Source organism: Kitasatospora sp. NPDC034023 (assembly GCF_055575795.1).
The window spans coordinates 1-15,133 of record NZ_JBVIRY010000053.1; the positions used below are offsets into that span (position 1 = coordinate 1).

The following is a 15,133-nucleotide window of genomic DNA, read 5'->3' on the forward strand; positions in this document are numbered from 1 at the left end:
GCTGACCAGCGACAAGTCAACCTGGCCGCGCGCGGCGGCCTCAGCGATCATCCCGTCCATCAAGACCTGGAAGACGCCCTTGAGCGCCCAGGAGTAGCTGGGGCTCCACCCGGACCGGCCGGACGCCGGCGAGGACGAGGCCGGCGATGACGGACGTGTGCGCGTCCCGACCAACGAGCAGTTCCTCGTGCGGCCCGGTCGTAGGAGCGCTCGCCCTTTGGCGGCGTGTCCGGTGACGGCCTCGGCCAGGCCTGGGGCGGGGTCTGGCCGATGAGGTACTCGATGCGCGGGCCGTGGACACGCCCTACTGCGGGGTGGGGGCGGTCAGCGGGGCGAAGGTCTGCCGGAGGTCGACGACCGTGGTGGGGCCCTTCACCCAGGCGAGCGGGGCATGGTGCACCCGGACTCCGGCCGGTTCCCGGAGCAGCGCTTCGCCGGCCGCGTTCTGCGGCCACTCCACCGAGCCGGTGGCGGTCCGCGCGGGGATGAGCCAGTAGTCGCCCCGGGTGTATTCGCCGCCCGGCCGGAAGTACACCTGGACGCCGTCCTCCAGGTCGAGCCAGGCGCCCTCCTGGAGCTGCAGGGCGCCGCCGGCCAGCGGCAGGGCGTCCCGGCCGCGGGGCGCCCGGTGGTCCCAGCGGCGCAGGAACGGGTGGCGCTCGGCCAGCCGCCCGACCTCCGGCACCGGTTCGGCGGACAGCCGCACCCGGCGCCCCGGCAGGTCGGTCTCCTCCACCTGGAGCAGGTTCGCCGCCTCGCCCCGGCTGACGTACGCGCTGTCCGCGACCTCGACCCAGTCGCCGACCGAGAGGCTGAGCTTGTCGTCGTCGCCCAGTGTGGTGAGGTCGGCCCAGACGCCCTCGATCGAGGCGATCGGCAGGACGACCGAGCCGTTCTCCCGGGACCACTTGAACGTGGCGCAGCCCTCCGCCGAGCCGCCGTGGTGGACCTCCACCCGGTACAGCTGGTTCTCCGGGCCCCGGTAGCCGGCCTCGGGGTGGGCCAGGCACGGGTCCTCGCTCGCCCGCTCCGGCCGCCGGGCGCGCGCGGCCAGCAGCCCGCCCGGCCGCTCGTGCGCTTCGGCCCACGCGTCGAAGGCCTCCCGCACCCGGGACGCCCCGCCGTCCGGAACGCTCAACTCCGAGGCGGGCAGGGCGAGTACCTGCCAGACGAGCTTGGCCCGGGCCGCCGTGTCGGGCATCGCCGCACCGAGCGCGACCTCGCGGATCTCCGGGTCCTCGACGGCGGTGACGCTGCGCTCCCAGACCTTCAGGTAGACCAGGAACGGGAATTCGCCGGGCAGCCGGTCGCCGTCGCGCTCCTGGTCCCGGTAGGCGTCCGGCTGGTCCCAGTACGTCCAGCCGGCGGGTGCCTCCCGGGCGTCGCCGCCGTCGCCCTGGCCGCCGTCGTGGGGCACGGCGATGCCGGGCTCGGGCCGGTCGGCCTCGCACAGGATGCCGTCCACGTAGTAGCGGCCGCCGCCGATGGTGAGGTCGTCCACGTCGTGGTTGCCCGGCAGGTAGCCGATCGCGAATCCGGCCGCCGCGGCCGGTCCGCCGCGGCGGCCGATCAGGTCGGCGGCGAGCGTGCGCAGTTGGTACCGCTCGATTGCGGCCTGCTCGTTGGCGTCGGCGTCGAGCTGGACCCGGCCCTGCTGGGTCAGCACCGCGGAGTAGTGCTTGCCGGGCCGGAAGGTCAGGCGCGAGAAGTCTGCGTGCACGGTTTCCCTTTCGGATTCACTCGGGGCGGGTCGTCGGAGCGGGTCAGGAGGCGTGGAAGATCCCGGCGTCGGTGCCGGCCGGGGTGTACTCGGCCAGCCGGGCCCGCAGGTTGTCCTCGCGCTGGGGCTGGAACAGGTCGTGGAAGGCCCCGAGTTCGGAGCGGTCCTCGGCGCCGCGGGTGATCTCTGGCGCGCACCCGGCGGCCAACTGGCCGTAGCCGGGCGTGCCGTACCGCAGGCTGGTGAACAGCGGGCGGACCCGCTCGGCCTCCAGCTCGCGCAGCCGGGCGGCCTGCGCCGGGTCCAGCTCGCCGCGCTCGACCAGCTCGGTCACCGCCGAGCGCACCAGGTCCGGCTGGCACTCGTACCGGCGCGGGGTGCGCGAGCACGGCGGGACGTAGCAGAACCGCAGGCAGCCGAGCGAGCGGCGGGCCACCCGCAGCCGCCCGGTGAACACGCAGTCCTCGGCGATCGGCACCGCGTGGGTGTGCACCTCGCCGACCACCGTGGACCGGTGGGCGTGCAGCAGGGCGTAGGCGTGCTCGCAGTCGGGCCCGGAGAGCGCCGGGCGCTCGGGCCCGGTGGCGTCCAGGATGCTGTCGGCGAGGTGGATCTCCAGCGGGTCGGTGTCGACCTCGTCGCCGACGACCTGGATCGTGCCCAGGATGCTGCGCTCGATCGTCACGCAGGCGGTGGTGTGGTCCAGCACGAGGCTGGGCTCCTGCGGCGAGTGCGGTTCGCAGTGCGGCTCCAGCGACCAGCCCGGCACCAGGGTGCAGTGCCGCAGGGTGACGGAGGCCAGCGGTCCGGTGACGTTGACGCCGCGACCGGTGATCAGCAGCCCGTCCAGGACCAGCCGCCCGCCCGGGCGGACGCCCCGGACGTTGAGCGCGTCCGGCCGGTTGCTGTACCAGTCGAGCAGCCGGATCACCGGCCGGGTGCCCTCGGCGGCGCGCAGTTCGAGGCGGTCGTCGGCCGCCAGGTCGAAGTCCAGCTGTTCCTGGTAGGCGCCGCTGTGGGTGATCTCGATGATGGCGGCGCCGCCCGCGCTGCCGGACTCCTGGTCGGCGCGCCACTTCTCGTAGGCGTCGTTGATCCGCTCGTACGGCCCGCCGGGGCCGACCCGGTAGACCGTCCGGTGCCGGGCCTCCGGGCGGTCGCGCGGGTACTCCCCGCCGCCGGTGTCGTCGCCGGACGCGTAGTGGTAGTCGACCCAGACGCCGCGGCGCGGGGCGGAGCGGGCGCCGAATGCGATCCGGCCGAGCAGCGGGTCGACGGCGACCTGCCCGCGCTTGGGCCGGTACGTCCAGCCGCTCAGGTCGGCCACCGTGATCTCGGCGGGCGGGACCGGCTCCTGGGCGCCGTCGCGCCAGATGGCGAAGCTCTTGCCCGGCCCGTAGTAGTCGGCCAGGCGCTCGGAGAGCTGCCGGCGCCGGATCGGGGCCGGCACGTTGTCGATCGTCGCGAGGTGGGTGGTCGACGGCTCCGGCTCGGGTTTGGTGACCAGCTGGGCGTCGTTGCCGAGGACCGAGAAGGTGAAGAGGTTCCTGGCCCGGTCGATGCAGTACGCGGGCGCCCGGGTGACCGGGTACGGCTTCAGCCGCCAGACGTACAGGGCGACACCGGCCGGCGTGTAGCCGCCCTGGCGGCGGGTGGAGGCGGCCCGGCGGACGTCGGCGGTGTGCGCCTGCCCGTCGAAGGGCCCGCCGAGCAGGTCCAGCTCGGCGCCGCGCCGCACGTCGACCAGCCGGCCCCGGCTCAGCCGCTGACGGTCGGCCGGCTCCTCGTCCGGGCGCAGCAGCCGCACCGGCTGGGTGTCGCCGAGCAGCCGGGAGAGCTCCACGGCCCGGGCCGGCCAGTCGGCGACCGAGGCGGACAGTTCCTCCAGCAGGGCGAGCGTGCCCTTGCGCCGGCGGTTGGCGACGGTGTTCGCGACGTCGTGCCGCGGCGCCAGCCGGGCGGCGAGCCGGTCGCGGGCCGCGGCCCGCTCCGGGGAGGCCCCGCCGTGCAGGCCGGTGGCGAGCACCTCCTCGTAGCCGGGCAGGATCCGGTAGCCGACCAGGTCGCCGAGGTAGGCGACGGCCCAGTCGGCGGCGGTCTCCACGAACCAGTCCTGGTAGCCCTGTTCGACGCCGCTGCGGACGACGTCGACCTGCTCGGCGATGACGGCCAGCAGGGCGCGCAGCGGCTCGCCGGCCTCGGCGTCCCGCAGCCGGTGCCACTGCGGCAGCAGCTCCACCAGTTCGTCCGGATCACGACTCATGCGCCCACCTCGCTTCGCTCGGCAGGGGCATTCGCCCACACGCGCCTCTTGACGGTTCGCTCTCCCCCGGCCTCCGGCCGGGGGGACCCCCACCGCTCGCTCATCGGAGCACCTCCTTGAGGATCAACGTGTCGGGCAGGTTCGGTGACAGCAGGGCGAGTTGGGCCGGGCGGATGCCGCGGAACACCGTCACCACGCGGCCGGGCGGCAGCGGCCGGGTGTCGGTGACGGACGGGTTGAGGCGCAGCAGCTCGGCGACCGAGACGCCGTTGCGGGCGGCGACCTCGGTGAGGGTCTCCGCTTCGGGGCCCCGCACCCGGTACCGCTGTTCGTCGAAGCGGGCGAGTCGGGCCGGGACGGTCGGCTGCGGCTGGGCGAGCTGTTCGGACAGGTGTTCCAGGCCCTCCGGGGTGAGGCTGCCGGGCACGCCCGTGAAGGCGTCGGCCTCGACCCAGTCCACGCCGGGGACGGCCTGGGCGGCGGTGAGCACCTCGGACAGGTGGGCGCTCTGGCCGAGTCGGCGCCCGGCGTAGCCGAGCCGGTCGAGCAGGGCGCGGCGCAGCGCCGGTTCGACCAGGTCCCAGGAGTGGTCCGGGTCGACCTTGACGCTCAGGGCGACGACCAGCAGGACGAGTTCGCGCGGCGCGACCTCGACCGGCAGCTTCGGGTCGCCGTAGGTGGTGAGCGAGGACCGCAGGGTGCGGATCAGGTCGGAGTCGGCGGTGAGCGGGATGTCGTCCACCCCGGCCACTGTGACGTGGACGAGCTCCCGCCTGCCGTCCGAGAGCCGGGTGGCGCTCGCGCGCCCGATGCCGGCCCGCGAGCGGGTGAAGTCCTCGTAGTCGGGCACCGAGACCAGCCGGTCCAGGGCGGTGACGGCGAGCGGGATGGTGCGCCTGGCCAGGCCCGGGCCGTCCGGTCCGGCGCCGCCGGTGGCGGGCAGCGGGTTGACGACGGCGGAGACGCCGAGCGGGCGGGTGGTGAGCTGGGTGATCCGTCCGGCGCCGACGTTGCCGCTCTCGCCGATGCCGATCCGGTAGCGGGCGCGGACGTTCTCCCGGCCGGTGGGCAGGCGTGAACCGTGCACGCCGTCGCCGAAGGTGACGGTGGTGCGGCCGTCGGTCGTGGTCGCGCTGACGTAGACCTGTTCGTCCGGGCCGCGCCCGGCGAGGCTGTCGACCTCGTGCCAGCGCACCCCGTCGACCCGGACCTCCAGGGTGCTGCGCGCGCCCCTGGGGGTGTCGGCGGCGAGCCAGGTGAGCGGCGACTGCCAGAGCGTGAAGCGCTGGCCGGGGATGCCGGCGTCGCCGCTGCCGATGGCCTCGTCGCGGGTGGCGCCCTGGGTGGCGCGGACCACGTTGCCGAGGACCTGGACGGTGTCGCGCCGGTAGCGGAAGGCGAGGCGGGCGCTGAGCGTGATGGCGGTGCGGACGGTGTCCCCGGGCAGGCGCGGGTCGACGCTCTGCCCGACGCCGGCGATCATGGCGAGTTCGGTGCCCCGGACCCCGGTGGTGTTCGGGATGTCGGTCCGCTCGCCGCTGACCGCGATCCACCGGCCGGGGGTCAGCCCGTCGTAGAGCCGGGCGAGTTCGATCCGGTCGCCGTGGACCTCCTCGGTGACGGGCTCGTCGGCGAGTCGCAGCGACTCGCCGCGGGCGTAGACGGTGGCGTCCCGGATGTCCGAGAGCTGGGTGTCCTTCTCGTCCAACCACGGCTGCTGCAGGGACAGTTCGGTCACCTTTCCGGTGATGCCGAAGTCGGCGCGGGAGATCACGCGTACGTCGGTCACCCGGGTGATGACCTCGGCGAGGTCGCGGCTGCCCGGGATGCCGCCGTCGATCCCCTTGCGCGGGCGCTGGATGACCACCCAGCTGCCGGGCGCGATCTGGTCGTACACGGCGTCGAGGGCGAGGACCGTGCCGGAGACCGGCTGCAGCTTGGTGGTGAACACCACCTCGACCGCGGGCGGCGACTCGTCGGTCGCGGTGTAGCGGTGGACCCGGACGTTCAGCTCGCCGGACTCGCCGGTCTTCTCCTGGCCCGGGTCGAGCTGGTAGTCGAGCGCGGCGCCGGGCCCGCCGTCGACCTTCACGTGGATGCGGCCGTCGGCCTGCGGGCGGGACACGACGACGGTGCGCTCGGGCAGCTTGGCCAGGAACTTGGCGCTGACCCCGGCCTCCTGGTCGGGAGCGGGCACGGCGGCGCGCACGGCGGCGGCGTGCGGATTCGGCGCCGGCGGCTCGGTGGTGACCACCTTGACCTGTCCGGGCCCGAAGGGGAAGGTGTGGTCCCACGGCAGCGAGAAGGCGTTGTGCGTCAGGCTGCCGGCTTCGACGTACGTGAAGTCGGCGGTCTTCGGGACGGTGCCGGCGGTGTCGAAGCCGACCCGGACGCCGATCAGCGTGCTGCCGGAGAGCGGCCAGTCCACGTAGCGGTCGATCCGGCCGTCGTTGCCGTAGACGGGCTTGAGCGGCGCGGTGGCGCCGAACGGGGTGGCGACCACCCGCATCGCCTGGATCTCGTGCACGGCGAGCGGCGCCGTCAGGTCGACCCGCCGCCAGGCGGGGTAGAGGCCGTCGCGCAGCCGGGGGTCGAGCGCGGACAGCAGCTGCACGCCGAGGTCCGAGCCGGGCGCGAACAGGCGCTGCGGGTCGCGGGCGAGGTCCCGGGCGCTCAGCGGGGGCCGGGTGGGGGCGGTGCGCAGCGCCGCCAGCACCGAGCCGAGTCCGCGGACGGCCGGGTCGGCGGTGCCGATGCCGGGAGGGTGCGGTCCGGGCTTGTCGGGAGCCTGCGGCGGCTCCAGCTGGTGGCCGCGGTCGCGCAGGCCGGACAGCTCCTCGCCGAGGCGTCCGAACCAGTCGGCCACCGGCTGCTGGGAGCGCGCCAGTTCGGCGGCCTCGGCCGACCGGGAGATCACCGGGGCGAGCCGCTCGGCGAAGTCCGCGGGGGTGCTCAGCGGGCCGGACGGCCGGTCGAGGTCGGCGCGCAGCGGGGCCAGCACCTGGTCGTCGAAGTCCCGGACGATCCGGCTGTGCCCGGGCCTGGGGTTCGGAGCGTTCTCGGTGACGGTGATCCAGTCCGCCAGCTCGGCGCGCAGGTCCTTGAGGGTGCGCAGGTCCCGGGGCAGCCCGATCACCGTGACGTCGTTCTCGCGGTCGAGCCGCACCTCGGGCACCAGCCGCAGCACCCGGTGGACCGGGTCGGCTGCCTTGTCGGCGCTGAACACGAACAGCAGCCGGTCGCCGGGCTTGATGTTGTTGGCGGTGCCGGCGGCGAACAGCTCGGCCCGGCCGCCGGGGTTCAGCTGTCCGGGCGTCAGCTGGTACGGGCGGCGGCGCAGCACCGCCAGTTCGTTCCAGGCGGAGCGGGCGGCGAGGTCCTCGGCGGTCTCGAAGGACTGCGGGTCCTCGCCGGGGCCGGGGACGCTCTGGCTGCGGGCGCCGCGCGGGATGGTCACGGTCGGGTCCTCGGCGGCCCGCGGGTCGTGGTCGAGCGTGTAGGCGAGGTAGGTGTCGGCGGCGACGCCGGGCCGGGGCCGGTGCCCGACCAGCCGGCCGAGCAGGGTGAGCGAGCCCTCCTCGGTGGCGGTGCGCAGGTAGCCCTCGTTGGCGATCCGCTCCGAGTAGAAGGTGAGCACGTCGGCGAGCACGGCCCAGGAGTCCAGCAGCGCGATCGCCGGGTCGTCCGGGGTGCGGACGGTCAGGTCGCGCAGCGCCGGGTAGGCGGGTCCGGACAGCCGGGCGAGCAGGCTGTCGAGGAACTCCCCGTAGCCGCCGACCCGGTAGCCGATGGCGTCGAGCCCGGGCGGGTTGAACAGCGGTACCGGCGTCGCGGTGGCGGTGCCCGCGCAGCCGCAGGTGCACTGGCCGCTCATCGGCCACCTCCGATCACGATCGAGAGCCGGCCGTTCTCCGGCCAGTCGGAGTCGTTGTCGCAGCCGGCGATCTCCAGCCCGCCGAGCCGCAGCAGCCCTTCGGCCAGCTCGCCGTCGTCCCGCCCGAACTGCCGCCGCAGCCGGGTGACCCGGGCACTGACCACGCCCGGTACGGCGGCGGCCGCGGCCACCAGCCGGGAGACCCGCACCGGCTCGCCGAAGCCCAGCGCGTCCGGGTGGAAGAAGCCGAGGCGGCCGTCCGGCAGGGCGCGGTTGCTCAAGCCCCGCCGCAACTCGGCGAGCACGTGGCCGCGTTGGTAGCCCGGGGCGGCGCAGACCTGCAGTTCGAGGTCGAGCGGCACCACCAGGGCGGGGCGGACGACCAGGTCGTGGCCGATCCGGCGGTACGCCTCCAGGCCGTGTCCGACCGCTTCGAGCAGGGCGGTGTCCGCGGTGGCGTGCCCGTACGGCTCGACGGCGACGTGGACCTCCTGGACGCTGCCGGTCCAGCGGAGTTCGGCGGCGGCCCGCCGGACGCCCGGCAGGGTTGCGGCCAGCTCCGCGTAGTCGGCGGCGGTGACGGCGCGCAGCCGGGTGCGGCTCAGCGCGAGCGGGGCCGACTGCCGTACCTGGTCGAGCGGTTCGGGATCGGTGCCGCCGCTCGCGGGCATCGGGTTGCGGACCCGGAGCAGCGCGTCCTGCGGCGGTACGACGGTGCTGCGCCCCCTCGGGTGGGGCGGCTGGTCCTGGCAGACCACCAGGTGGTTGATGGCCTCCGCGCCGACGTTGCCGGCCGTGCCGTTGCCGATCCGGTAGGCGACCCGCAACTCCGCGCCGGGCCGGGGCGGCTGACCGTGCCGCCCGTCGCCGAACCGCAGCGCGAGGTGGCCGTCGTCCTCCGGCTCGCCGACGAAGTGCCGGTCGCGCGGGCCGTCGGCGAGCAGGTCCCGGCGGGGCGTCCACTCCTGGCCCCCGGCGGTGGCCCGGACGGCCGGCAGTGCGGCACGAGGGTCCTGGACGGCGATCCCGGACGCCGGGCCGGCCAGCGCGGGGGAGTCGGGGTCGAGCCCGGAGGCGTACCGGCCGCCCCAGCTCTGCGCCACCTCCCAGACGCCGGGCCGCCGGAGCACCCCGCCGGAGCGGGCCCGGGCGGTGAGCACCTCGAGGCGGCGCAGTTTGGCGGCGAGCAGGCGGGTGCGGCGGGCCAGCAGTTCACGCAGCCCGGCGGCGGGCCGTTCGGCGAGGTGCAGCTCATGGACCACCTGGGCCCCGAACAGCAGGGTCAGTTCGGCGAGTTCGGCGCGGGAGAGGGGGTGGCCGCAGTCCGCCCGGTGCCACAGCTCCTCCAGCCGCCGGCGGACCCGTTCGGGGATGCCGGCGAGCAGGGCGGCCTGCCGGGCGCAGACGTGCGCCCGGTCGGGGTAGGCGGCCGCCTGGGTGACCGGCGCGTAGCGCAGCACCGGCCGGAAAGGCTGCGGCAGGACGGGGTAGCGGGTCTGGTCGAGCAGCGTCTCCAGCGTCGCCGCCTGGGCGTCGGCCGTGGGCGGCTCGACCACGCTGCCCTGGCCGTCCTCGCCCTCCGCGCTCGCGCCCGGCGCGAGCTGGATGCTCAGCCCGGCCCGCCGGACCGCCGCCTCGCCGAGCAGCGCGTACAGCTCGCGGACCTGCTGCGGGCCGAGCTGGCGGCCGGTCCTGGTCCGGTCGAGCAGTTCGTGGATCGCCTCCGCGGCGGGGCTGCCCCCGGTGCGGTCCGCGCAGCCGGATCCGTCCGGCCCGCAGGGTGCCACCCGGACCGGCTCCGGCGGCACCGCGAAGGTCTCCGGGGCTCCGCCGCAGAAGGTGAGCGAGCGGCCGTGGTCGACCAGGACGACGTTGCCGCGGGCGACGCTCACGTCGGTGATCGGGCCGCAGTCGCTCCCGCCGTGTGCGGACAGGCAGACCGGGAAGGAGAGGGCGTCCTCCGGTGCCCACTCGACCTCGACCACGGGCTGCCGGTACAGCTCGTCGACCAGGTGGGTGACCGAGGTGAGCCGGACGGCCTGGCGGTGCGCGGGGTCGGCGTCGGCGGCGGCGCCGGTGCGCGGGCCGAGCACCTCCTCGACGACCAGCAGGTCGCCGGGGCGCAGCGCCAGGTGCCGGGTGCGGTCCTCGGGCCGGTCGGCCTCGTGCCAGTCGTCGCGCAGGGTGGCGGAGGTCGCGCCCTTCGGCAGGACGCAGTCCTGGTCGCCCCAGGTCCAGAACCGGATGGTGTTGTGCTCGGGGCGCAGCACCAGGTCCGTTCCGCCGAGCGGCTCGAACACCTCGACTGCCGCGGTCCGGCTGAGCGCGTCCAGTTGCTCGTCGGGGATCACCGTGGACAGCTCCGGGCGTTCCTGCGGGCCGAGCCGGCTGACGTCGACGGCGGCGAAGCGGAAGCCGCCGGGGTGGAGGGTGAGCGGGCGGTCCGTCGCCAGGGCGACGAACGCCCGGGCGTTGCAGCCGTCGTGCACGGCGTAGTCGATCAGCCGGACGTGCCGGCGTACCGAGACCCGGCGTCGGGCGGTGTCGAGGTACGCCTCGGTGGCCACCGCGTCCTGCTGGTAGGAGAGCTGGTCGGCGGTGTGGGCGAGCAGCTCGACCAGGGTGATGCCGAGGTCGGGCAGGTGCCGCTCGGTCCAGCCGGGGGTGGTCAGGCTCATCCGGTCCAGCACGAGCCGGCGCAGGCTCTCGTAGTCGCGGGCGGTGTAGTCGATGACGGCGGACGCCGGGGCGGAGGGCGGGCAGCTCTCCTCGGTGCGGCAGTCGTAGGGCGAGGGGCAGTCGGCGCCGAAGGAGAACCCGGTGCTCGCGTACCTCGGGTCGAAGCCCGGGTACGGTCGGGTGCCCGGCCGGCCGTAGGCGTCCGCCTCGACCACGGTCAGCCGGTAGCGGGAGGTGTCGCCGGCCCGGTCGAGGGTGACGTGCATCCGGTCGTCCAGCTCCGGGTCGTCCGCGCGCTCGATATCGACCGCGAGGGCGCGCAGTCCGGTGATCCGGCGGCCGCCGTCGACGCGGATGTTCTCCAGGCCGAGCTCGCCCGGCGCCCGGCCGAGGAAGGTCACGGTCAGCGTGCGTCCGTCGTCCTCCGGCTCGGCGCCGTCCAGGCCCAGCAGGTGCGCCGCGCGCACGTCGGCGCGCCGCGGGTCCGCCCCGCACTGTGCCGTCGGGCGTTCGGATCGCCCGGTCATGCCGCCACCCCGCCCTCGAACACGTCGTGCCGCTGCGTACCGGTCCGGCGGACCACGTAGGCCAGCTCGACCCGCACCACGTTGTCCTCGCTCTCCACGTCGAGCCCGGCGACCTCGATGACGTCGCCGAGCCACCGCTGCAGCGCCGCCTGGACGGACAGCTGCAGGGTGGCCGCCAGCTCCGGGCTGTTCGGCGCGAAGACCAGGTCGAGCAGCCCGCAGCCGAAGTCCGGGTGCATGACCCGCTCACCGGGGCTGGTGAACAGCAACTGCTCGATCAGGTCGCGCACATGGTCGTCGTACGCCGCCTCGGCGGTGCGCCCGCGGCTGTCGATCCGGAACGGGAACGCGAGGTCCGTCCGGGCCGGACCGGGCAGCGGAGCCGTCGGCCCGGCGCCGGGCCCGGGCTGCTGTGCGGCGTGCGCACCCCCGGTGTCCATGGGCCTGGTGTTCATGGGCCTGGTGTTCATACGCCCTCCGCCCGCTGCTGGACGACGGTCACGACCGGCGGCCCCTGCGGGACCTGCTCGGCGCTCTGGCACAGCCCGATGGCGGACTGCGGCAGCGCGGGGGAGCCGTTCACCCGGATCCGGGCGGACGGCAGCACCCAGCGGACCGTCACACAGGGCTGCGGCTTGCCGGCCACGTTGAACGGGCAGCCGGTCACGGTGTACGGGTCGGCCGTACTGGTGACGGCCTGGCCGGCGACCAGCACCCGCGCCTGGGCGGGCCGGGCCGTCGCCTGGGCGCCGTGCGGGCAGGTCACCGTCGCATTGACGTGCAGCAGATTTCCGGTCATGACGTTCTCCCCCGTCAGGTCACGCTCAGGGCGTCCTGGTTGATGGAAACGGTGGCGCCGACGAGCGAGATCGAGGCGCCCTGGCCGTTGCTGATCTGGATGCCCGAGTCGTTGATCACGATCGAGGCCCCGCTCGGGGTGCGGAGCGTGATCCCCGTGGTCGGGTCGTCGGACAGGACGATCACCCGCCGCCCGGTGGTCTCCAGCACCGTGTTCGGCGCCCCCGGCGGGCCGGTCGTCGCCTCCACCGGGACCTCCGAGGCGGAGCCGTACCAGCAGCCCGTCCAGATCGGGTAGCTCTGGTCGCCCTGCTCGAACTCCACCCACACGCCCGCCCCGACCGGCGGGACCGCGTAGTGCCCCATGCCCGGACCGGCCACCGGGAAGCAGGGCATCGCCCAGGTCGACACGGCCTCGCCCAGCACGTCGGGCACCTGGGCCTGGATGCGGCCGATCCCGAGCGGGTCGGCGTTGTTCACCACCGTCCCCCGGAACTTGCCGAGGTAGCGGGTCGGTTCGGCCATGCGGGCAACTCCTGCTGCGGTGTTAGGGGATGACGGTCGGCTGGAGGGCGATCAGGCCCTCGCGGGTCAGGGTGAAGTTCTGGGTGTACGAGCCGCGCTTGAGGTTGTGGGTGACGCTCTTGACGAAGTAGAGGCCGTCGTAGGTGAGCCCGGCGCCGCGGACGCCGACCAGCTCGCGCGGGCGCAGCACGTGCCCGTAGCGGACGACGTCGAGCTGGCCGGAGCCGGAGACGGCGTCCGCCGACTGCATCGCCTTGGCGATGGTCTCGGCGACGGCCTGGGTGGTGTCCTTCTTGGCGGTGTCGGCGATGACCTTCTTCTTCAGCGCCGGCGCGGGCTTGAGCGCCAGCGGCGGGCGCAGGACGCTGACCTCCGGCACCGGCAGGACGGAGGACACCTTGGTCGCCGGGAGCTGGATGCGGGCCTCCGGCTCCTCGCGGGCCGTGCCGTCGAAGGCGAAGGTCAGCTGGTCGACGTTGGACAGCGCGTCCATGTTCACGTTCAGCGCGTGCTGCGGGACGCCGAGCCGGTTCTCCGGCCCCCAGTAGGCCCGGCTCATCCCGGGGACCGGGCCCGGGTCGAGGTAGAACACGTAACCGTTGGCCTTCGCCAGCTCGCTGACGTACCCGAGGTCGGTGCCCTTCTGGAAGTCGATCCGCCGGGTGGGCATCGGCGTCTGCGGCACCAGCTCGGGGACGACCAGCGGCAGGATGCCGTACTGCCCGTACTTTCCGATGATCGCGGCGACCCGGGCCGCCGGGGACATCGCGGGGAAGGGCACCCCGGCCTGCTCCTCCAGGTCCATCAGCACCGTCAGGTCCTCGCCGGTGACGGTGAGCGTGGACTGGCCGGGCTGGTTGCTGATGCCCACCTCCTGGCGGATGATCACACCGTCCATCAGCACGGTCGGGGTGCCCGTGACGGTCACCATCAGCACGACCCTGATCTTCGGGTCGAAGAAGCCGCCCGGCAGCAGCGCGGTGTTGATCAGACCCTGCTTCGACAGGTCGAAGGCGAGCTGGAACCCACTGCGCTGCCCGGACGCCACCGTGACCTGCGCCGACAGCAGGGCGTCCGTCACCGGCTGCGGCACCGGCACCGGGATCTGCGGACCCATCAGCAGGCTGAGGTGGATCGACCCGACCGGCCCGCCTCCCGTGACGGCCGAGAGGTCAGGCATTGCCCACCCCCGGCACCGCACCGGGCAGCGCGATGGTGATCCGCCGGCCCGGCGTCGCGGTCAACTCCCGCGGATCGACCACCGGGTTGGCGTCGGCGATCCGCCACCACTGGTCGGCGCTGCCGAGGTAGCGGTTCGCGAGCAGGTCGAGGCGGTCGCCGGCGCTCACGGTGTGCTCGGCCAGCGGGGTCAGACCGTCCGCGCTCGGCAGCAGCCTCCGCCGCAGGTACGGCACCTGCCGCCCGTCCGGCGTCGTGTGCAGGGCCACCGGGACGCCGTGGTACCGGCTGGTCAGCGGGTACGGCGAGGGCGCGGGCAGCGCGCCGGACGCGGGGTCGACGGTCATCGGAGTCCCCCTCCCAGGCCGAGCACACTCAACCGGCCGTCGGCCGCGGCGCCGACCAACCGCTCCTTCTGCGCCAGGTGCGCCAGGTACAGCTCGGCCCCGCGGTGGCCGGTCGGCAGATCGGTGACGGTCAGCACGCGCAGGCCGATCGCGACGGCGGCCCTGATCGGATTCAGTTCGATGTCGAACGCCTCTTCGGTGATGGTGAGTTCGGTCAGCCGCACCGGCAGGATCCGCTTGCTGCCCCAGGTGAACAGCGTCAGCGGCGCCTCGACCGGCGTGATCTCCAGGGTCCCCGCCGCGGCGAGCGCCTGATTGGTCCTCAGCTGTGCACTGGCCGGCTGCACCAGCAACTCCAGCGTCGCCAGCTGCGGATGGATCCCGTTCGGCGACGGCACGTCCAACTGGTCCGTCGCGTCCAGCTCCGCGGTGAACTTCCACGTCTCCACGGCCGGCCCCTTCAGCCGCAGCGCCTCCGTCCGGTCCCCGCTCCCGTCCGCCCCCGCCACCTGCGGCGCCAACGACCGCTCCAGGCTGTCCGGATTGAACTGCAGCACGATGACCCGCTGCGGCGTCCCCCGCTGCGGATCTACGATGACCAGCCCGGACCGCACGGGCCTGGGAATGTCCGCGTAGGGCATCAGGAGTCGCCTTCCGTTCGGGCCAGACCCTCCAGCAGGACCCGGGCGTTGTGCCGGACGTGGTCCACCGGGTCCGTCCGGCTCAGCTCCTCCACCACGGCCACCAGGCCGGGCCAGGGCAGGTACCCGGTGGCGAGCACCACCGCCTGTCGGACCGCCGGATCGTCGTCCCGGGCGGTGTCGGCGAGCGCCTCGACCACCGACCGGTCCTCCGGGCCGTCGGCGGTCAGCGCGGCGGCGTAGAGGGCGATGAGCTTGTCGTTCCGGTCGGCAGCCTGACGCAGGGCGGTCAAGGCCTCGTCCAGGGCCCAGACCCGGCAGCGGGACCGGAGCTCCGCCTCGGTGTCGGCCGTGCCGTCGCCCCGGATCGTGACGTACCGCATGCCGATGATCCCGTCGTCGACGTAGTGCACCTCGGCTCCGCCGCCCGGGGTGAGCCAGCTGTCGACGACGGCGCCGTCCTCCTTCCGTCCGAGGTCGAGGAGGTCCCAGAAGAGGTCCCAGACGACCAGCTTGAAGTCGTGCTCGCTGAAATCGGGCGTGAGGACCAGGCGGGTGAACGATCGGGACATGCGAGTCT

General features: G+C 74.5%; 11 protein-coding genes and 1 pseudogene. All 12 read right to left on the minus strand.

Annotated features, from left to right (window positions below):
* Positions 1–97: 97 nt before the first annotated feature.
* A pseudogene (locus tag ACZ52R_RS39585) lies at positions 98–199 on the minus strand (aminotransferase class I/II-fold pyridoxal phosphate-dependent enzyme); the annotation flags it as partial.
* A gap of 105 nt (positions 200–304) precedes the next feature.
* Positions 305–1,720: a DUF6519 domain-containing protein gene (locus ACZ52R_RS39590; RefSeq protein WP_465626070.1), complete on the minus strand. Its 1,416-nt coding sequence runs from the start codon at positions 1,718–1,720 to the stop codon at positions 305–307.
* 43 nt (positions 1,721–1,763) lie between these two features.
* On the minus strand, positions 1,764–3,983 hold the full coding sequence (locus ACZ52R_RS39595; protein ID WP_465755220.1) for a hypothetical protein: 2,220 nt from the start codon (positions 3,981–3,983) through the stop codon (positions 1,764–1,766).
* 100 nt (positions 3,984–4,083) lie between these two features.
* Positions 4,084–7,857, minus strand: coding sequence for a putative baseplate assembly protein (locus tag ACZ52R_RS39600; protein WP_465755221.1), 3,774 nt, complete (start codon positions 7,855–7,857; stop codon positions 4,084–4,086).
* The gene (locus ACZ52R_RS39605) at positions 7,854–11,063 is read right to left on the minus strand and encodes a putative baseplate assembly protein (protein ID WP_465626064.1); all 3,210 of its coding nucleotides are present in this window, start codon (positions 11,061–11,063) and stop codon (positions 7,854–7,856) included. Before ACZ52R_RS39605 ends, ACZ52R_RS39600 begins: the two co-directional genes overlap by 4 nt.
* The gene (locus ACZ52R_RS39610) at positions 11,060–11,518 is read right to left on the minus strand and encodes a GPW/gp25 family protein (RefSeq protein ID WP_465755222.1); all 459 of its coding nucleotides are present in this window, start codon (positions 11,516–11,518) and stop codon (positions 11,060–11,062) included. The genes ACZ52R_RS39605 and ACZ52R_RS39610 overlap by 4 nt, the downstream gene beginning before the upstream one ends.
* Positions 11,519–11,529: 11 nt before the next feature.
* The gene (locus ACZ52R_RS39615; RefSeq protein ID WP_465626060.1) at positions 11,530–11,862 is read right to left on the minus strand and encodes a hypothetical protein; all 333 of its coding nucleotides are present in this window, start codon (positions 11,860–11,862) and stop codon (positions 11,530–11,532) included.
* Between the two features lie 14 nt (positions 11,863–11,876).
* On the minus strand, positions 11,877–12,386 hold the full coding sequence (locus ACZ52R_RS39620; protein WP_360262629.1) for a phage baseplate assembly protein V: 510 nt from the start codon (positions 12,384–12,386) through the stop codon (positions 11,877–11,879).
* A 22-nt stretch (positions 12,387–12,408) separates the two neighbouring features.
* On the minus strand, positions 12,409–13,566 hold the full coding sequence (locus ACZ52R_RS39625; RefSeq protein WP_465626058.1) for a hypothetical protein: 1,158 nt from the start codon (positions 13,564–13,566) through the stop codon (positions 12,409–12,411).
* Positions 13,559–13,912: a LysM peptidoglycan-binding domain-containing protein gene (locus ACZ52R_RS39630; protein ID WP_465626056.1), complete on the minus strand. Its 354-nt coding sequence runs from the start codon at positions 13,910–13,912 to the stop codon at positions 13,559–13,561. The genes ACZ52R_RS39625 and ACZ52R_RS39630 overlap by 8 nt, the downstream gene beginning before the upstream one ends.
* Positions 13,909–14,556 carry a CIS tube protein gene (locus ACZ52R_RS39635; RefSeq protein WP_465626074.1) on the minus strand — a complete coding sequence of 216 codons (648 nt, stop codon included), beginning with the start codon at positions 14,554–14,556 and terminating at the stop codon, positions 13,909–13,911. The genes ACZ52R_RS39630 and ACZ52R_RS39635 overlap by 4 nt, the downstream gene beginning before the upstream one ends.
* Positions 14,553–15,125 (minus strand): HEAT repeat domain-containing protein, encoded by a 573-nt coding sequence (locus tag ACZ52R_RS39640; RefSeq protein ID WP_465626054.1) that lies wholly within the window; start codon positions 15,123–15,125, stop codon positions 14,553–14,555. The genes ACZ52R_RS39635 and ACZ52R_RS39640 overlap by 4 nt, the downstream gene beginning before the upstream one ends.
* Between the last annotated feature and the right edge of the window lie 8 nt (positions 15,126–15,133).